The 19,261-nt window shown below is 59.1% G+C and carries 14 protein-coding genes and 1 pseudogene; 2 read left to right on the top strand and 13 right to left on the bottom strand.

Translation table 11 applies throughout. The features are described 5' to 3' along the window. Positions 1–45: 45 nt before the first annotated feature. The 10 genes and pseudogenes from PM3016_RS21250 to PM3016_RS21295 all read right to left on the bottom strand — a co-directional run bounded on the left by PM3016_RS21250 (position 46) and on the right by PM3016_RS21295 (position 15,339). On the bottom strand, positions 46–1,647 hold the full coding sequence (locus PM3016_RS21250) for a response regulator (RefSeq protein WP_014370877.1): 1,602 nt from the start codon (positions 1,645–1,647) through the stop codon (positions 46–48). A gap of 12 nt (positions 1,648–1,659) precedes the next feature. Beyond that, a complete protein-coding gene (locus PM3016_RS21255; RefSeq protein WP_013918588.1) occupies positions 1,660–3,516 on the bottom strand; it encodes a sensor histidine kinase in 1,857 nt (618 codons plus the stop codon). A gap of 69 nt (positions 3,517–3,585) precedes the next feature. Then, positions 3,586–5,133 carry an extracellular solute-binding protein gene (locus tag PM3016_RS21260; RefSeq protein ID WP_013918589.1) on the bottom strand — a complete coding sequence of 516 codons (1,548 nt, stop codon included), beginning with the start codon at positions 5,131–5,133 and terminating at the stop codon, positions 3,586–3,588. Between the two features lie 79 nt (positions 5,134–5,212). Beyond that, positions 5,213–6,082 carry a carbohydrate ABC transporter permease gene (locus PM3016_RS21265; RefSeq protein WP_014370878.1) on the bottom strand — a complete coding sequence of 290 codons (870 nt, stop codon included), beginning with the start codon at positions 6,080–6,082 and terminating at the stop codon, positions 5,213–5,215. Between the two features lies 1 nt (position 6,083). Then, entirely contained in the window at positions 6,084–7,052 is a 969-nt protein-coding gene (locus PM3016_RS21270; RefSeq protein ID WP_014370879.1) for an ABC transporter permease, read from the bottom strand. Continuing rightward, positions 7,045–8,413 (bottom strand): annotated as a pseudogene (locus PM3016_RS21275) (FAD-dependent oxidoreductase). The gene PM3016_RS21270 and the pseudogene PM3016_RS21275 overlap by 8 nt, the downstream one beginning before the upstream one ends. A gap of 188 nt (positions 8,414–8,601) precedes the next feature. Then, positions 8,602–11,754, bottom strand: coding sequence for a discoidin domain-containing protein (locus tag PM3016_RS21280; RefSeq protein ID WP_238540627.1), 3,153 nt, complete (start codon positions 11,752–11,754; stop codon positions 8,602–8,604). A gap of 388 nt (positions 11,755–12,142) precedes the next feature. Further along, on the bottom strand, positions 12,143–13,204 hold the full coding sequence (locus PM3016_RS21285; RefSeq protein ID WP_014370881.1) for an LLM class flavin-dependent oxidoreductase: 1,062 nt from the start codon (positions 13,202–13,204) through the stop codon (positions 12,143–12,145). Positions 13,205–13,375: 171 nt separating this feature from the next. Next, on the bottom strand, positions 13,376–14,176 hold the full coding sequence (locus tag PM3016_RS21290; RefSeq protein WP_041619205.1) for a GH12 family glycosyl hydrolase domain-containing protein: 801 nt from the start codon (positions 14,174–14,176) through the stop codon (positions 13,376–13,378). Positions 14,177–14,451: 275 nt separating this feature from the next. Beyond that, on the bottom strand, positions 14,452–15,339 hold the full coding sequence (locus tag PM3016_RS21295; protein WP_014370883.1) for a LysR family transcriptional regulator: 888 nt from the start codon (positions 15,337–15,339) through the stop codon (positions 14,452–14,454). A 111-nt stretch (positions 15,340–15,450) separates the two neighbouring features. On the opposite strand from PM3016_RS21295, the gene PM3016_RS21300 reads away from it, so the two are divergent. After that, positions 15,451–16,410, top strand: coding sequence for a DMT family transporter (locus PM3016_RS21300; protein WP_014370884.1), 960 nt, complete (start codon positions 15,451–15,453; stop codon positions 16,408–16,410). Positions 16,411–16,598: 188 nt separating this feature from the next. Here the strand turns inward: PM3016_RS21300 and PM3016_RS21305 are convergent, their stop codons facing one another. Beyond that, on the bottom strand, positions 16,599–16,994 hold the full coding sequence (locus PM3016_RS21305; RefSeq protein WP_013918598.1) for a VOC family protein: 396 nt from the start codon (positions 16,992–16,994) through the stop codon (positions 16,599–16,601). Between the two features lie 186 nt (positions 16,995–17,180). On the opposite strand from PM3016_RS21305, the gene PM3016_RS21310 reads away from it, so the two are divergent. Continuing rightward, the gene (locus PM3016_RS21310) at positions 17,181–18,077 is read left to right on the top strand and encodes a pentapeptide repeat-containing protein (RefSeq protein ID WP_013918599.1); all 897 of its coding nucleotides are present in this window, start codon (positions 17,181–17,183) and stop codon (positions 18,075–18,077) included. A gap of 173 nt (positions 18,078–18,250) precedes the next feature. Here PM3016_RS21310 and PM3016_RS21315 read toward each other — a convergent pair whose 3' ends face one another. Further along, positions 18,251–18,547 carry a DUF1330 domain-containing protein gene (locus tag PM3016_RS21315; RefSeq protein WP_014370886.1) on the bottom strand — a complete coding sequence of 99 codons (297 nt, stop codon included), beginning with the start codon at positions 18,545–18,547 and terminating at the stop codon, positions 18,251–18,253. Positions 18,548–18,773: 226 nt separating this feature from the next. Beyond that, the gene (locus PM3016_RS21320) at positions 18,774–19,139 is read right to left on the bottom strand and encodes a winged helix-turn-helix transcriptional regulator (protein WP_013918601.1); all 366 of its coding nucleotides are present in this window, start codon (positions 19,137–19,139) and stop codon (positions 18,774–18,776) included. Positions 19,140–19,261 lie beyond the last annotated feature (122 nt).

The raw sequence follows: 19,261 nt of genomic DNA on the forward strand, positions 1-19,261 counted from the left end.
TCTAACGGCATGATCCGGGCTGCGCAATGGAACAAACGGTTATATTCAACTTGTCCATGGTGCGCCCTTTACTTCACTCGGCAGAACGCCCCAATATTTGTGAAACACCTTCGAGAAGAAGCCGATATTCGCATAGCCCACCTGCTGGGCAGCCTGCTGCACCTGCCCGCCTTCCGCGAGCACCTGCTTGGCACGGATCATCTTGCGCCTCAGAACGTACTGGGAGAACGGCTCTCCCACTTCATGCTTAAACAGCCGGCTCAAATACGACTTGTTGACGTAGAACCGTCCCGCGATCGAGTGGAGGCTGATCTCCTGCTGCCCGATCTCCTCTTCGATGAGCGACAGCAGCTTCTGAATCAGCTTATGGCTGCCCGGCTGCGTCCGTCTCAAGGCATAGGCGGCCAATCGGACCACGATGCGCTGCAGGCAGCTGCGGATCTGCTCCCGGGTCTGAAGCTGACCCACATCATGAAAGTAGACGATGTCTTCTCCCGCCGCCTCCCGCAGCGGCCAATTCATGGTTCGGACGATCCGGAGCAGCGTATGCATCACAAGCAGCAGCCCGTCCTGCACTTCCTCCACGGTCGCAGCCTGATGGACCGTGTCCTGGAGCAGCCGGTCCAGCGCCGCCTCCGCTTTCTGCGTGTCCCCGGTGCCGATGCCGATCTCCAGATCCCGTTCGTCCGAGGGGGCCGGCATAAGCGGATCCTGTCCTTCCCGCTCCTCTCCGTAAGGGATCGCAATATGATGGCCGTAAACGACCCTGAGCTGAAGCGCTTTACGGGCCTGATCGTACAGGACAGGGAGCTTCTCCCAGTCTGCCGTCGTTCTGCTGATTCCGGCGCTGGCGGTAATCTTCAGGCAGTCCTTCATCGTCGACAGCACCTTCGTGACCGTGAAGCCGGCCCGGAGCTGAAAGTCGCCCTGCGGCTCCTCCTCCGTGCTCTGCAACAGAATCACGGTTGCGCCGTGCAGGTCCTGAATAATACTCGTCTCCCGGTCCTGGACCACTTCCCCCGCGATACTGCGCAGTGAGAACCGGAGGAGAGCCGAGTCGCCGTCACGGAAGCGCTCCTCCCCCGCAACGAGGGGGTCCGGCTCCAATACCGCGACCGCCAGCAGCCTTCCGGGCTTCATCTCGATGAGCAGCTCCGTCATCCTCCGCTCGATCTCCCACCTGCTGTAAGCGCCGGCCAGCCATTGGCCCAGGAACAGTTCCCGGAGCCGGGGCAGGTGGCTCTCCCATCTCCGCTGCAGCGCTTCACGGCTAAGCCGTTCCTGGAGCTCCCGCTGAACCAGCGAGGCCGCTTCAAGGACGGCGGCCCGGATCTCTTCATTGCCTGCCGGTTTGATCAAATACTTGAGTACACCGGACTCCATGGCAGAACGGGCGTATTCAAAATCCTCATACCCGCTCAAAATAATCATTTTGATGCCCGGATCCGAATCGGCGATGCGGCGGGCAAGCGTCAGCCCGTCCATCTCCGGCATCTGGATATCCAGAATGACAATATCCGGCTGCGCGCACTCCATCAGCCGGAGCGCTTCCACTCCGTTCTCCGCCAGGCCGACGACTTCAATCCCATGCGCCTCCCAGGGGATGGTCTCGGCGAATCCGGGTCCGGATTCCCACCTCGTCTTCAACGATCATCAGATTCATGGCATGGGGCCCTCCTTGCGCTCTTCAGCTGCATCACCTGCCGGACCGCGCTCCTGCCGGGGCGGAAGCCGTAAGGTGACGCAGGTTCCTATGTTCTCCACACTGTCCACCCGCAGTTCCGCCTCTTCCCCGTAATGCAGCTTGATCCGGGAGAGAACATTGCGCAGGCCGAACAGCTCGGGGGAAGCGTCCGCTCCTCCCGCCATCAACCGGATATGGGCCGTCGTGATGGCCGCCAGCTCCTGCCGGATATAGGCCAGTCTCTCTTCCGGGATGCCCGTACCGCTGTCCTTGACCTCCAGAATGAGGCTGCGGTCCGCTGCGGTTCCGGCTGAGATCGTCAGCTCCCGTTCCCCCTGTTTCTTCTCCAGGCCATGCAGAATCGCATTCTCTACTAGCGGCTGCAGGAGAAGCTTCAGCAGCTTGACCTCGCCGGCCTCTTCCTCCATTTGGAAGCTCACCTTGAAGTCAAACCTGCCCTGCTGCACCTTGATGTAGTGATCGAGATGACGGAACGTTTCGGCAACCGAGTACGTCTCCCTGCCTTTACCGAGACTGTAGCGCAGGAACTTCGACAGATGCAGTACCATATCCCCCAGCTCCTCCTCCTGCCGGAGAAGGGCTGCCGAATAAATGGAGTCGAGCGTGTTGTAAAGAAAATGCGGATTGATCTGCGACTGCAGCAGCCTGAACTCGGTCTGCACAAGCAGCAGCTGCTTCTCATAGACGTCCTCTATGAGATGGCGCTGTTCCCTGGCCATGTGATTGAAGGTATCCATCACATAGCCGAATTCGTCCTCGCGGCTGTGAACGATCTGCGTGTCGAGCTGTCCGATTCTCATCTGCTTCATGGCGGAGATCATCTTGCGCATCGGCTTCGAGATGCTGCTGTACACGACCCAGGAGATCCACAGGGAGATCAGCACGCTGACCGCGATAATCAGGGAAGTCCATACCTGGAGCTGCCTCGTTTCCTTCAGAATCTCCTTCTCGGGCTGGAGCATGATGAGCGTCCAGCCGGATGCCGGGGACACCGCTCTCACCATCAACATCGGATCGCTGTAGCCGGGAAGCTCCCGCACGAGCAGGTCCCGGGCATCGTCCGGCCAGGGAGGCGCAGCAGCTGCCGCACCGGCCGTCGAGGCGGCGAGCTCCCCCTTCTCCGTCAGCAGGTAAGCCTGCGCATTCCCGCCCGGCAGAAGCCCCTCAAGCAGATGGGCGAAATAAGACTTGCTGAGAGGAAGGAGCACGATATTTTTTCTGCGCTGCGGGTCCTGCAGGTTCATCAGGCGCATCACCACCAAATTGTTCTCATTGTAGACGGGGTCGATGACGCGGTTCGCATTATAACGGCTCTCCCGGGGGAAGAAGATCGTGATCCGCCCGTTCGCGCCGATGGCCTGCTGCACCCATTCGAGCTCCTCCTTGTTCTCTTCCTTCTGGTAGCCGGTCGTGGACAAGAGCATCCCCGAGGGATAGTGGAACAGCGATACCTGGGGGATGATCCGGTTCACGGAGGAGACCGTCGCAATCTGCTTGTTGAGGGTTTGAAAATCCAGGATCGCCCCGGGCGTCAGCACATCTCCGGCGTTCTCGAATTTGCGGTTGGCGTCGTGATCGTTCGCCAGCACGGTCGCCAGCTCATAGACGCCCTGCATCGTCAGGTCGATGGAATTCATGACCGAGAACATGGCGTTCTGCGTGCGTTCGCCGATCCCTTCCTTCAGGATGGACTGGGACCGCAGGTTCGAGAACGTGGATACCGCCACCAAAGGGAGGAGGATCAGGATAAAAAAGCAGGTCAGCCGAAACTGGACGGACTGCTTGAACCGGCTGCTCCATGTCTTGCGCACTGCTGCATCCTCCCCGTCCCTTATGCGAAGAGAAGGTACTCCTGGAAGCACCTTCACCCGTCTTCGGTATTATTTGCCCGCCTTCTTGGCGTTCGCGTTGACTTCCTTCGTAATTTCATCGCCGCCCTGGCTCTTCCACTGGGCGGCATAGTTATCGAAGTCATCGAGAGGCAGGCTGCCCATGATGATCTTCGTGAAGGTCTCCTGCATCAGCTTCGTCAGCTGCACGCCGTTCTTGCCCATGCTCGCCGTTGCAGGTCCGTTATACGCATTCTTGATGAGCGCGGAGCTGATCTGCTTGACATTGTCCTTCAGCTTGAACTCCGGCCCCAGCGCATCCAGCCGCTGATAATCGAGCTCCTGATCCCAAGGCGAAGCGTAGTCCAGGATGTTATTGCGATAAATGTGTTTGTTGTGCTCTTCGAAGTTCATGACGAGCTTGCCGTCCTGGCGGGACGAGATGCCGTGCTCCGCCAGCCCGAGCTTGAGCGTTTCGTGGCCTTTGCCGTTCGCGAAGTTCATCATCTTCACGACTTCGTTCACGCGCTTGCTCTTCGCCGGCACTATGCTGTAGCCGGTCACCATGCTGGAGGAGACCACGCCGGACTTGCCATCCCTGCCGACAGGATAGTCGAGCGGAATCCATTGCGCCTTCGGATCATTCTTCTTGCTCGTGAGAATCGGACCGCGGGTATCGAACCAGGTCGACGAGAAGAGCCCCGCCTTCCCGCTTGCCACTTTCTCTTCAATATTCTTGTTCTTGTTCAGCGCCCATTCGGCATCGATCCATTTGTTCTTGTAGAGTCCCGCCAGGAAGCCGAGCGCTTCTTTGGTTTCCGGCAGGATCGTGGCGTTGACCAGCATGCCGTCCCGCTCCACCCATTGAGTGACAGCGGAGTTCGCGGAGAACGGCACACCGAAGGCGCCGAAGAATGGAGCGGTGCGGATCAGGTTCTCTCCGATCAGCAGACCGACCGTATCCTGCTTGCCGTTGCCGTCCGGATCGTCCTCCGCGAACCGGCGCATGACGTTCACATATTCGTCCAGCGTCTTCGGCGGCTGCAGCCCGAGCTTCGCCAGCCAATCCTGCCGGACATACATGATGTCGCTGCCGCGGATATGGTTGACCCCCGGGATCGCATAGATCTTCCCGTCCACAGTAACCGCATCCCAGGCCTCCTGGGGAATCGACGCCTTGAGATCGGGCCCATGCTTCTCCAGCGCCTCATTCAGCGGCTGCAGCGCTTTCTGGTTGACCATGGAGATGAACCAGGAAGCGTCCTGGGTGTAGATCATGTCGTTGTCCTCGCCGGAGGACATCATCACATTCAGCTTATCCTGGTATCCGTCGGACGGAGGATAGACGACGTGGACATCGATATTCACGCTGTCATTCACGTACTTCTGGTACGGATTGTTGTTCTCATTCATGCCTTCGGGGAATTTGCGGCCCACATTGGGCTGTACGATGCTGATCTTCGGGCGCTCCCCTTCGCCTCCGGAGCCTCCGGAGCCGCCGGATACGGCTCCTTCCTTCTCTCCTCCGCAGGCCGCCAGCATCCCGGCAGCCAAGGAAGAAACCGTTAGTAAGGATAACGTGCGCTTTGTTCTCTTCATGCTGCATCCCGCCCCTTTTATACAAGATAATATGAAACCCTTACGGGTACAAGTCAGGAATAGAGAGGTACCGAAGCCGTTACCCTTTCACAGACCCGATCATGATGCCCTTGACAAAATACTTCTGCAGAAACGGGTACACGAGAAGGATCGGGAGGGTGCTGGCGATCAGCGCAGCGGCCTTCAAAGACTCGACGGCAAGCAGCTGTCTCTCCAGGCTGTCCGTTGTATTGATGTTGGATTGTCCCGACATGACGAGCTCCCGCAGGTAGATCTGCAGCGGCTTCAGACTGGAATCGGTTACATACATGACGGCATCGAAGAACGCGTTCCATTGGCCTACGGCATTGAACAAAGCAATCGTTGCAATGGCCGGCATGGCGAGGGGAACTACAATCCTCAGCAGGATGCCTGTGTTCGATGCCCCGTCCATTCTCGCCGATTCCTCCAGCTCAGCAGGAATCGATTGGAAGAAATTTTTCATAATGACAATGTGGAACGCATTGAGGGCTCCGGGGATGATATAGACCCAGAAGGTATTCATGAGATGGAGCTCCTTGATGACCAGATACGTAGGGATCATCCCCCCGCTGAACAGCATCGTGAAGACGATGAGGAACATGATGGCACTGCGGCCCCGGATGTAAGCACGCGACAGCGGATAGGCAAGCATACAGGTGAGGACCACGCTCAGCGCCGTACCGGCGAGGGTACGCTGCACGCTGACGGCGAACGATCGGACAAATCCCGGATCGTGGAACACTTTGACATAAGCTTCTGTGGTCCATTCGACGGGCCAGAAGGCGACATCACCCGATATGATGGCACGGTAGCTGCTGAATGATTGCGCAAGGATGTGCACGAACGGCGACAGCGCCAGCAGTCCGAAGACGGCCAGAGCCATGTGGTTGGCGCGGTGAAACCAGATTTCTCCCCTGGACATTCGCATCTCAGTAGATCCCCTCCTGCCCGGTCCGCTTGACCGCCTTATTGACAATCACCACGAGGATCAGGGAAATCACCGATTTCAACAGACCGACGGCGGTCGAATAGCTGAACTCGGACTGGCCGATCCCGACGCGGTAGACGTAGGTTTCGATGACATCGCCCACGTCATAGACCATGGAGTTGTACAGCACGAACACCTGCTCGAAGCCGACATCGAGCACATGGCCGAGCCGCAGCAGGAACAGCACGATAATGGTCGTCAGGATCGAAGGCAGCGTGACATGCACGAGCTGCTTCCACTTGCCCGCGCCGTCCATGACGGCCGCCTCATAGAGCTGCGGGTCCACACCGGCCAGCGCGGCGAGGTAGATGATCGCCCCCCAGCCGACCTCCTTCCAGATGTCGCTGATGACCAGCAGCGAGCGGAACCATCCGGGATCCGCCAGGAAGAAGACGGGCTCGAACCCGAGCCACTTCAGCATCCCGTTGACCGCGCCCGTCGCAGGCGACAGCAGGTTGACCATGATCCCCCCGATGATGATCCAGGACAGGAAGTGCGGAAGGTAGGCCAGCGTCTGGATCGTGCGTTTGTAGAGCATGCTGCGGATTTCATTCAGAAGCAGCGCCAGGATGATCGGTCCGGGGAACCCCCAGAACAGTTTGTACAGGGAGATCAGGACGGTATTGCGGAACACGAGATAGAACTGCGGGTCGTCCAGCATCCTGCGAAAATGGTCCAATCCCACCCAGTCGCTGGCGGCGAAGCCCGCGAATACGCTGTAGTCCTTGAAGGCGATAATGACGCCCCACATGGGCAGGTATTTGAAAATCAGGAAGTACAGGATGCCGGGAACCATGATCAGATACAAGTCCCAGTACTGCCGCAGATTGGCCCCCAACCGGCGGGCCGGCAGCAAGCCTGCCGCCGGCCGGGAGGAGCGCAGCACCGGGAGCCCCTCCCCCTTAGCCATGGCTTTCACACCTCCCGTTCATTTCACCGAGCCAGGCCCCCTGCTCCATCAACAGCCGCTGAAGCCGCTTCACATCCACCTCCCGCGAGGTCCCCCCGTCCGCCGCGCACAGGGCGGCCGCGGTACCGGCCGCCTGCCCCATCGCGAAGCAGTTCGGCATGACGCGCAGCGAGCCCTGCACGACACGGTCGGCGGAGGCGGCGCGTCCGGCGACCCAGAGGTTGCCGAGCCCCTGCGGAAGGAGAGCCCGGTAGGGAACACCGTGCGACCTGCCGGGAGGCAGATGGCGCATATCCATGCTTTCCTTGCTTGTGGCCATGTGGATATCGATAAAATACGAATTGCGGGCGATGTCATCCGGGAAGCTCCTCATCGAGGTGAAGTCGTCCTGCACGAGCCTATAGTCGCCGACGATCCGGCGTGTCTCGCGGATGCCGATCTGCTCGCCGGTGCTTACCAGATGGGCGTTCTCGAATCCGGGAACACAGCTGCGCAGGAATTCCACCTGGGTGCGGACCAGCTTGCGGCCTTCCACAGCGGCCCGGGTCAGATCTTCCGCTTTCGTGCCGTCAATGCCGAAGACATGGCCGAAGTTCACGCCGACGAGGCTGTCGGAGATCCAGGCCGAAGCCGGACACTTCCCGGCGCCCGGGGGGCAGGTGGCCATTCTCCTGGGCCAGCCGGACCGCCTTCGGAATTTGGCCGGTATCTCCGGAGTCCGCAAGATACTGCTTGAAGCGTCCGCGGTCCACACCGGCCAACAGATAGCACATCGTGCCGGGCTGCAGCTCTCCGCTCTCCCCGCCCTTCTGGAAGGGAGCGCCGGCAAGCGCGGCCACATCCGCGTCTCCGGAAGCATCGACCACATAGCGCGCTTTGACAACGGACCTGCCGGACTTGTTCACGAGAACCAGTCCCTCCACCGCGTTTCGGTCGCCGTTCAGGAGCACCTGACCGACAAACGTATGGAACAGCACGGACGCCCCGCTCTCGAGCACTGCCTCGTCGTAGACCCGCTTGAGGACTTCGGCGTCGATCGGCACCCAGTCCAGCTGGTCCCGGTACTCCTCGTAGTAAGCGGGCCGGCAGCTCCGTTTCATCCGCTCCATCAGCTCCAGTCCGATGCCGCGCACAACGGGCTTCTCCTTATCGGTGAACGGACAGAAGGCCGGGACCAGGGCGAGGGTCCCCATCCCGCCGAGGAAGCCCCGCTGCTCCACGAGCAGGGTTCTGGCTCCGTTGCGGGCCGCGGCGATCGCGGCGGCCGCGCCGGACGGTCCCCCGCCGACGACGGCCACATCCACTTCACTCAGAACAGGAAGCTCCTCGGAGGGAAGCCTCAGGGTCCGGCTCCATTTCATCGTCGGATTCGGATTGGGATTCGGTTTCAGGTTTTGATTTGGATTCGGCGTCATGGCTGCATCACTCCTCTTTGTTCGCAGTTGGTATGGTAACCTGCTCTCATTGTAGTTGCTGCGCTGCCCTTTGATTAGTACACGGCGATGACATCTTCTGCTCGGATCGTGACCTAAGGGCGTCGGTCGTCGCGTCAGTCCTTGCCGGGCTCTCCTGTCTTCTTGCCCGGAACGCCGCTGACGACAACGCCGGGCGACGCATTCCCGGTGCGGTCTACGGCGATCAGCCTGTAGCTGTACAGGAATCCCTTTTCCAGCCCGCCGAACGTCACGGTCTGCACGCCTTTGGTGATCGTCGCGAGAGGCTCGGCTCCCGCCGCTCCCTCAGGTACGATCCGGATGTGTGCGAGGTCCGGGTCGGACGGGTCCGTCCAGGTCAGCGTCAACCGGTCCTTCCCGGAGATTACTGCCGTGCCGGACACTTCTCCCGGCGCCGTACGATCCGCATAGCCTGCTTCCAGCTCCATGATTCTTACAATCCGGTCATCCGGATTCACGGGAAGCCCCTGCCACGACGGCTTCGTAATGCTCACCTGCAGGGCTGTCGTCCGCACCGGTTCGAAGTGGAGCTCGTTATATTCGCCGTAGAACCCGTCTTGTTCGTTATCTTCCACCGAGGCCAGCGGCTTCCATTCCGTACCTGTCCAGTACGCCAGGGTAAAGCTGCGGATATGCCAGTTCGCGCCGCTGGATGCTCCGCTCCACAGCTTCACCTGATTGATCGTCTGGGCTGCCGGCCACTCCATCCGAAGGAAGTGCTCCTCCCCGCCGCCCCCGGACAGCCACCGGGTGGACAGGCTTCCGTCCACAGCATATGCCGGCACATTCGTCCCCGTCGTCGAATCCGCCGTCAGGGCCGCCAGCTGCGCGGCATTGTGCACGGTAACCGGCCCTACGGTGTTCGAGGGTTCCGAAATGCCGCCGGCGTTCTTCGCCTTCAGCCGGTAATAATAAGCGATCCCGCTGTTCGCCGTCGCATCCTGATAAGGCCGGTCCTCCTCGGACAGATCCGAACCCGCCACCGACCAAGGCCCTTCCGCCGCTTCGGCCCTCTCCAGATCATAGGCATCCGCCCATTTCACGGGCTCCCACGCAATGGAAGAGACCGACTGGATGGGCAGCAGGGCGGGGGCTGTGGGGACCGGGGGTACAGAAGATGCGGTGACCGGTCCAGCCGGATACGAAGGCACCGAGCTGCCGGCCGCATTCTTGGCCGTGACCCGGTAGTAGTACGTGCTTCCTTCCACGGCCGACGTATCCTTGAAAGGCACGAACGGGATGTCACTGTCCGAGACGTCCGTTCCCACGGTCACCCATGGTCCGTCCGGATGGCCGGCGCGCTGGATGTCATAGGTCTGCGCCCCGGCCGAGCCTCTCCAGTACAGTCCGTGGACCGATTCGACAGGGAGCAGCTCAGGCGCCCTGGGCACGGCAGGCGGCGGCACGGGCCATCCGCGGATCGCATGGGCCTTCTCCTGCATCATCCGCATGACACTTGTCTCGTCATAGGAAGCACCGGAAGGAAAGCCGGGCCAGCGGTAATCCCCTGGCTTGTTGTAGAAGCCGCCGTCCTTGTTATGAAACTTGAGCGTCCACAGCAGGGCCCCGGAAGTGCCGCTCGTGATAACCTGATCCGCCAGGGCGGTCAGATTGGCGGTATGGGAATGGCCGAACTCGCCGACAATGAAGGCCTTCCGGCCCATACTGGCATTCCGGTCGGCTGCCGCCCGCAGCGCATAGTTGGTACCGCCGCTCTCGTAATAATGATTCGATACGATGTCCACATTCGGATCGGAGAGCGCAGCAGCGCCGATCCCGTAGCGGCCGTCCATCACCAGATGGTTCCCGTCGATGCTTTTGATATAGGCCGCCATCTCCGCCGTCCACTCATCGGTCGGGTAGAGCTCGTTGCCCGTCTCCCATGCCAAAATCGCTTTGTCATCCTTGTACTTCACTCCGGTGTACGTATTGGTACGACCCAGTACATAGCTCACCAGATGCTTGTAATCTTCCTTGAGCTCCGGGTCCGTGTAGAACTGCTCCGCTGTCATCCCGCGGAAGGCTGCGAACTGCTTCAGGCCGCCTACATGCTCCCAGGTATCGATAAAAGGAAGGATGACCCGGATCCCGTAGTCATTGGCCAGTTTGAGCACATGGTCAAGGTCGCGGAAGAACCCCTCATCGTAGCTCCGCAGTCCGTTGATATGGCTCGTGGACTGTCCGTTCGCCGTCCCTCCCTTGATCGTCAGCGTGTAAAGACGGACCACCGTCCCTCCCATCTGCCGGATCGAGAGGAACGCATCCTCCTGCTCCCACGGATCGGCCCGGTGCCAGACCGGTGACGGTATATAGGTCAGGTTCGAGCCGTTCATCGAGATGAAACGGAATGGCTCCGTCCCATCCAACAGCCTGTCCCCGCTGCGGGTGATGAAGCGGGCCAGCCCAGGGGCGGGAGCGGGCAGTTCGCTCGGTGTGGCTGTGAGCCGTACGCCCCCGGATAAGTTCCCAGCCGTGTCGGCGGTCTGCAGCCGGAAGGTGTAAGTACTTCCGTTGGTCAGCCCGGGCAAGACGCGAACCTCTACCCCCTTGCTGACGTATACCGCTTCCGTTACACTTCCTTCCTGCGTGATCCGCACCTGGTGAAAGTCCGGATCCGGCGGATCCGACCACCGGAGCGTCAGCTGTCCACTGCCCGCCACCGCTTCAGGACTGCCCGCTTCCTGCGGCGGCGTGGTATCACTGCCGTCCTGTACTGCAGCGTATACCTCAATCTCCGCCAGCCTGGCGATCCGGTCGTCCGCCGCATTGTAGCCGCCCCAGCTCGGCTTGGTAATATGCAGTCTCAGCCTCGAGGCCGTGACGGGTGAGAAGGAAAGATCATTATACTCCCCCGCATTGTTGTCCTTGTCATTATCAGTAACGGCAGCCAGCGTGATCCATGTGCTGCCGTTCCAGTAGTCCAGGGTAAAGTCGCGGATATGCCAGCTGCTCGCTCCCGTACCCACGTTCCCGCTCCATACCTTCACCCTGTCAACCGGATGAGCCCGCTCCCAGGTCATCTCGAACACATGCTCATAGGTGGTGCTGCCGGATATCCAGCGCGTCGTCAGGCTGCCGTCCACCGCGTTCGATGCGGGGTTCGTCCCGGTAACCGAATCCACCGTCAGCATGGCTTGCGGCGCAATGTTCACGGCTCCCTCGGCTCCTGCCGTCCCCCCGATTCCGGAGGGAAGCAGCCCCCATATCAGCATCCAAACCAGCATCATCGGGATCCACTTTCTTCGCATCTTCACCTTTACTGTTCCTCCTGTTCTTGCCAATGATTTGGGGCAGAGCAGCGTTGTAAGCGATACCAACTGGCTGTGCAGCTGTTGCGTTTTGTGCTGCCAATTCAGGTGCCGCTTCCCCGTCTCCCTGCCTTAAGTAGAGTATAGGCGGGATGCCCCGTTTTGGTTATGGCATGGCCATGACCTTTTCTGCTCCGATCATGACATTCAGGGGGGAGTATTTGGTAGTTCGGAATTTGTAAAGATCCAGAGAAGCGGCCCCATAGGAATGCGGCATGGGAGTATCAGAGTCTGCAAATCGTCCTCAGTGGGAAGCAGCAAAGCCCGCTCCATGAATGGAAGCGGGCTTGCAGCATGCCAAAGCATATTCGATTCTGGATCAGGCTGCTTACTGCTTGTCCGCACTCTCCGCTTCCCAAGCGGCAATTTCCTCCCGGACCCGGGGCGCGACCTCGGTGCCCAGCAGCTCGATCGCTCTCATGACGTCGTCATGCGGCATCGTTCCTACCGGCACGTGGAGCAGGAAGCGCGTGATGCCCACCCGCTTGCGCAGGTCGATGATCTTGCGGGCCACCGTGTCCGGGTCGCCAACGTACAGCGCGCCTTCAAAGCTTCTTGCGGCATCGAAGGTGCTCCGGGTGTAGGCACCCCAGCCCCGCTCCCGCCCCAGTACATTCATCGCCTGCTGCGTGGAAGGGAAGAACTTGTCGGCCGCCGTCTCCGTATCCTCCGCAATAAAGCCGTGCGAGTGGGAAGCGACCGGCAGCTTGGAAGGATCATGCCCGCCGTGGGCGGCCGCCTTCTTATAGAGCTCGACCAGCGGTGCAAAATGCAGCGGGCTGCCTCCGATAATCGCCAGCACCAGCGGCAGCCCAAGCAGGCCGGCCCGGGCTACGGATTCGGAGTTGCCGCCGCTGCCGATCCAGACCGGCAGCGGATCCTGTACCGGCCGCGGATACACGCCCCGGTTATCGATGGCCGGCCGGTGGCCCCCACGCCACGTCACCTTCTCCGATTCTCGAATCTTCAGCAGCAGCTCCAGCTTCTCATCGAAGAGCTCGTCGTAATGGTCGAGCTCGTAGCCGAACAGCGGGAACGATTCGATGAAGGATCCCCGGCCCGCCATGATCTCGGCACGTCCGTTCGAGATCCCATCCAGCGTTGCAAAATCCTGAAACACCCGAACCGGGTCGGCGGAGGACAGCACGGTAACCGCACTGGTCAGCCGGATGCGCTTGGTCTGCCCGGCAGCCGCGGCCAGAACCACGGCGGGCGAAGACGCGGCATAATCCTTGCGGTGATGCTCACCCACGCCGTAGACATCCAGCCCGACGCGGTCCGCCAGAACAATCTCCTCCACCACTTCACGCAGGCGCTGCGCATGGCTTATGACTTCGCCGGTGTTCACATCCGGCGTGGTTTCGACGAAGGTGCTGATTCCAATCTCCATTCGTGTCCCCTCCTTCTCTCTCCCTATTCTTCTCTGGTCCCCTTATTCACATGCAAAGTCTGGCAACCTGATCTAAGCTTACCGATTCTGCGCCCCGCAAGCAAACAACCCTTCCGGCCGGACCGGAAGGGTTGAGCTGACAGGTTACTTCGGTAAGGTGAACCGCTTCGGTTATTGTACGCTCAAGCTCCAGCGGGAGAGATTCACCTGGCCGCTGCCGCTGGAGACCTCCGTGCCGAATTCGACGGAGCTGATATACTTCGAGTTGGCGATCCACTTCTTGGTATACACCGCGTGATCCGCGAAGTTCTTGAGATTGAGATCGATGCTGTTCGTGTTCGCGGTTCTCAGGTAGGAGAATACGTTCCAGCCGCCGCCGGTCCCGTCATCCACATAGCCCTTGTACACATTCCAGGAAGAACCGCCGATCGAGACCGTCTCGATGTAGGTTCCCAGGGCTCCGGCATTCGTGTTATTGAGCCAGACCATGATTTCGTCCGTCGGGCGGCTGTTGTATTTGGCATTGTTCGTATCATGCAGCCAGAGGTCGTATGTCATGTTGTACACGCCCGAGGTGTTCGAAGCGAAGTTGTACGTCACCGAGGTGTTGATGTTCTTGTTATCCCAGATCCGGGTCGGGAAGCCGCTGCCGGCCGTATAACCGTCGGTCCAGTGCCAGCCGGACACGATGGAAGGATATCCCTTTACCCCGCCGCTGGTCGTCGGCCAATTCCAGACCCAGCCCAGATCCGAGGCGTTATTGTAATAGACACTCTGGCTCCAGCCCGACACCGAGGACTTGCCCCAGGCGTTGTTGAAGAGATACTGCTTGTTATTGTCAAAATACACCTTGCCGCCATCCGCACTCGTCGAAGCTGCTGTAGCGGCGGAAACCGCCAGCACCGAAGCAAGCATAAGCACCGCAGAGAGAGCACCTATCTTTGTACTTATCCGTTGAACACGTTTCATCATTCCATTCCTCCTTTTTGATCGGTACATCCCATTTGTTGGGCCCGTCCTGGACTGCTGGTCTTGGTTTTCTTTTTTCTCAGCTCCTTTCCACACCTAATGCAACTTTCCATACCTAATGAAACTTTCCACACCTAATGTAATCGCTGTCATTCCCTTGTTCAACAGGACTTCCGCTGTTGAATGATTTTAGTTTATCACTTGGCCCGATATCCAAAATACCACCTTTATTGGATGCGTTTTCATATAAAAACAGGAAAAGAGCGCCCGATGCCGGCCTACTCTTTTCCTCCCGACAAATAAAGATTTTTAGCTGTTTGAAGGAACAGCTTCACCGCGATGGACGATTCACTCAGGGAGGGAACCGCCAGTTGAATTTCCCGGATCGGCTGCGGTTCCAGCGGACGGACGACTACATTCGGTGGAAGCTTGGATAGAGACAACGAGATCCGGGAGACAATCGCCAGTCCCAGGCCTTCCTGAATCATGTTCAGTGCCGTATGGATGTTATGCACGTCATACCGGCAATACAGTACGGCTTCATGCTCCCGGAAAAGTTCATAGATCGGCGTCTCGAACCCGCCCTTGCAGAGAATCATGGGCTCATGGCCCAGGTCCGTGATATGCACCAGCGGCCGATTCGCCAGAGGGTGGTCATCACGGATCAGCAGACACAGCCGGTCTTGGAGGAACGGCAGGGTCTCAAACTCCTCCGTTGGCGGGATAATCCAGCCTACATCAATCCTGCGGGAGGATAACCACAGCTTGATCTCGGCTATGCTGCCTTCGTAGAGCTCGAACTTCAGTCCGGGGTGCTTCTCGCCCATCTCGCGCAGGATAGCCGGCAGGAAGTTGGTGCTGATGATCGGAAACGACCCGACGCGGACCGTGCCGACTTCGCCTCCCTTCTCGGCGACCACCTCCTGCTCTACTTTGTGGTACCCGTTCAAGATCTCCCGGAAGAGCACGAGCAGCCGCTGCCCGATATCCGTCAAGAGTACTCCTTGCTTGCGGTCCCGGATCAGCAGGGTAACCCCTAGCTCGGATTCCAGGGTGGAGATTGCGCGGCTGACGGCAGGCTGGGTCATGTTCAACTCCTGCCCCGCGCGGGTAAAGCTGCCGGTCTCCGCTATCTTCACGTAGAGTGAGAGCTGGGAAGGTGTCATAACAGGTACGTTATACCCCCTATGAGAAAGATGCATTTTATTTATTGTATAGGGCATTGTATCATGAAAATCAACCACCAGCCAACGAAAACCAAACAGGAGGGAAACAATATGGAACCCTTATCCCGAAGACGGTCCGCTGTATATTTGCTGTTTCTGGTTACGGTATGGGGCGTGAACTGGCCGCTGTCCAAGTACGCCCTCCAGTTCTCTCCGCCGCTTCTCTTCGCAGGACTTCGAATCTTCATCGGAGGAGCCCTCCTCGTTCTCTTCGCACTTCCTCATTACAGGAGGCTCCGGCTGAAAGAGACGTGGCCGATCTATCTCCATTCCGCCCTGCTGAACGTCGTTCTCTTTTATGTACTTCAGACCTATGGTCTGAACTATCTGCCGGCGGGCATGTTCGCGGCCATCGTGTTCCTGCAGCCCGTGCTGCTGGGCATCGGTGCCTGGTTATGGCTTGGCGAGGCCATGTATGTGGCGAGGGTCGCCGGGTTGATCCTGGGTTTCGCAGGCGTTGCAGCCATCTCGATTCCGGGCCAATCCGGAGCCTTCTCCACAGCCGGAGTCCTTCTGGGTCTGGGCAGCGCGGTGAGCTGGGCGCTAGGCACGCTCTATATGAAGCGGACAGCTTCCCGGGTAGACGCCGTGTGGGTGGTTGCCCTGCAGATGTTCCTCGGCGGAATGGTCCTGCTCGCCATGGGGTCTTCCGTTGAAAGCTGGAAGGAGATTGTGTGGAATGTGCCGTTCGTTACGGTACTGCTGTTGATTTCGGTGTTCGTGACGGCGTTAGGATGGCTCGTCTTCTTCCAGCTGGTGGGCAGAGGGGAAGCGAACAAGGTGGGGTCTTATACCTTTCTGATCCCGCTCATCGCGCTGGCCGTCAGCGTACTCTTCCTCGGCGAAACCGTAACCTACAAACTTATAACCGGCATACTCCTCGTTCTGGCCGGCATCATCCTCGTTAACCTCAAGCCTGGAGCCGCCCGTGCTGCCAACAGGGCTTCAGATGAGGAGCATCATGAGGCGGGAACAAAGTACGCCTGTCTCCCTAATGGGAACCATCAATAACTAATATCCACCATGAAGAGATTACGCCAAAAAAGCTTAGTCTCGGAATCATCCTCTGCTCCCGGGTCTCGCTTAGTACAGTTTCGATCCGCAGCCCGATGAGGCGCAGCCGCGGTCTTTCCGTTAGGTAAACTCCCATTGCCTATGTACTCCCCTCGTGCTCAATGGCAAATCAGAGATTCAGCAGCTTAAGCTGTCACAGGCACCATCTCAATCAGGTTCACCCGGTGCCCGTCCGGGTCGTATACATCGAACATGACATGATGATTCCATGGCGAATCCCAGGTCTCGAGCTCCGTTACGCGGACTCCCCTGCCCTGTAGTTCGGTATGCATCCCCGTCACATCGGAACAATTCAGGCACATTACCGAATGATCCCAGGCAGCCGGGGGATCGCTTACTTCCGCCAACGTCAGCAGCGCCGCATGTTCGGGATGCGGATCGCAGAATAAAGTCGCCCCTCTTCTGCCGTCTCCCCAGTCTTCCATCCCGCGGCTGACGAGGCCGAGCTCCGAATAAAAGGCAATCGAACGTTCCAAATCGCTTACCGGTAAAAAGATACTGCCAATCCGCTGAATGGGCATCCAGTCCTGCGCCTCCTCTGAACTAAAACCAAGTTTACCCCATTATATGCGAATATTTGTTCGCATGTAAATCTATTTTTTTACATTCCTGTCATCGAAAGCTGAATCAACCGGGTTGACGGAGGAGAGATCCGCTACTAACATAGAAAGAATCTATCGACATTTTCCAAAAGGGAGTACTATGTAATGCCCAATCATCCGGAATCTCCCGCCTCTGCGGCGGACAACAACCCCCTCAGCCGCCTGACGGCGGATTGCGAAAATTGCTTTGGCTTATGCTGCGTTGCCCTGCCTTTCGCCGCTTCATCCGACTTTGCCGTGGACAAGGCCGCCGGACAGCCCTGTACCAACCTGCAGGCCGATTTCCGCTGCGGCGTCCATCAGAAGCTCCGGGGCATCGGCTTCCGCGGCTGTACCGTGTATGACTGCTTCGGTGCGGGACAGAAGGTATCGCAGGCCACCTTCGGCGGGCGTGACTGGCGGCAGGCCCCCGAGACGGCGGGGCTGATGTTCGAAGTGTTCCCCGTCATGCGCCAGCTTCACGAACTCCTGTGGTACCTCGCCGAAGGGATGACGCTGGAGCCGGCCCGTTCGATCCGGAGCAGCCTCAGCTCCGCTTACGACGAGACGGAGCACCTGACCCTCCTGGATCCCGAATCGCTTCAGAATGTCCCAGTGTCCGCCCACCGGGCGCAGGTGAATGAGCTGCTCCTGCAGACCAGCGAGCTTGTACGCGAAGATGCCCGCCGGCGGCAGAAGGGCGCGGTCCGCAGCGGAAGGCGGAAGCTGAATCCGGGCCGTGGAGCCGATCTCATCGGGGCGAGGCTCCAGGGAGCCGATCTAAGCTGTGCCAATCTCAGAGGCGCCTACCTGATCGCAGCCGATCTCAGGGAAGCCGACTTGAGGTGGGCCGATCTCATCGGAGCGGACCTCCGGGATGCGGATCTCCGGGGGGCGGACCTCACCGGCAGCCTCTTCCTTACCCAGTTCCAGGTCAATGCGGCCAAGGGGGATGCCCGCACGAAGCTCCCTCCCCGCTTGATGCGCCCTGCCCACTGGCCGGGCTCGGGCCGCCAGGCTTAAGCAGAAACGAACACAGCGAGTTCTACTGATAATTCGACGCAAAAGCCGGCCCCTTCCAGGGCCGGCTTTTGGCTGTCACTCCCCTATATCCATACCCCTGCAATTCGGAAGGAGATTCCTATCCAATCCTAATCCTATCCAATCCTAATCCTATCCATTTTACCCCTCACCGGTCACTCTCTCCCGGCCACCAGAACCACGCTGGCGCTGGACGCCGACTGTCTGAGCTCGATCAGCGGAGCGTAGGCGTCCGAGTAGTAGAAACGGCTGGCGGTCTCCATGTCCGGAAATTCATGAATCACAATCATCGAGGGCTGCCATGGCCCTTCCAGTCCCTTCGGGCTCCGTTCGGCCGACAGGTTCCGGAAGCCGGGCACTTCTTCCTTCAGGAGTGCCTCCACGCGGCTTACATAGTTCTGAAACACCTCTTCGTTAAGCACTTCAATATCCACTACGACATATGCACTCATTCTGATTCTCCTCTTCGGATTAGTGGATGGTGATCGGCCATCCGGTTCCGCCGGCGGGTTCTGTTCCATCATATCCCGGGAGAGACCCCCTGTAAATTACGCACAATTTTGAACCGTAGTATCATTTTTTAAACCGGGCGGCCCGCTTGCGGATTGAAAAAGGACCCGTCGATCCGTTCCGCAGCAACTTCTGCAGACCGGTTCTCAGGATCCTGTACAAAAGGATTCACTTCACGTTCTCCGCCGCCCCGGCCTGCTCGAGATACTCCAGGCCCCAACGTTTCATCTCCTGAATCAGAGGCTCAAGGCGCCTGCCCATCGGGGTCAGGGAGTACTCCACCTTGGGCGGTACCTGCTGGTGCACTTCGCGGTGCAGAACCCCTTCCTGCTCCAGCTCTCTAAGCTGAAGCGTGAGCATCTTCTGTGTAACGGACGGAAGGGCCCGCCGCAGCTCCTGGAACCGCTTGGGGCCTTCCAGCAGCTCATACAGGATGATCCCTTTCCATTTGCCCCCGATGATACTCAGAGTAATCTCGACCGGACAGCCTTCCAGCGGCCTGCAGACCTGGCCTTCCTTCAACCGGTGTCTCATTCGGACACCCCCTCCTCCCCATTGTCTTCCTTTTATTTCACCTTCATTACCTTCAGGTTCCTATGTGACTTCAAAGTGCGTACTTCTCTATTTTTCTCCTGTGATCCATACTGTGGAAGAAA

This window comes from Paenibacillus mucilaginosus 3016 (genome assembly GCF_000250655.1).
Taxonomy (GTDB): domain Bacteria; phylum Bacillota; class Bacilli; order Paenibacillales; family NBRC-103111; genus Paenibacillus_G; species Paenibacillus_G mucilaginosus.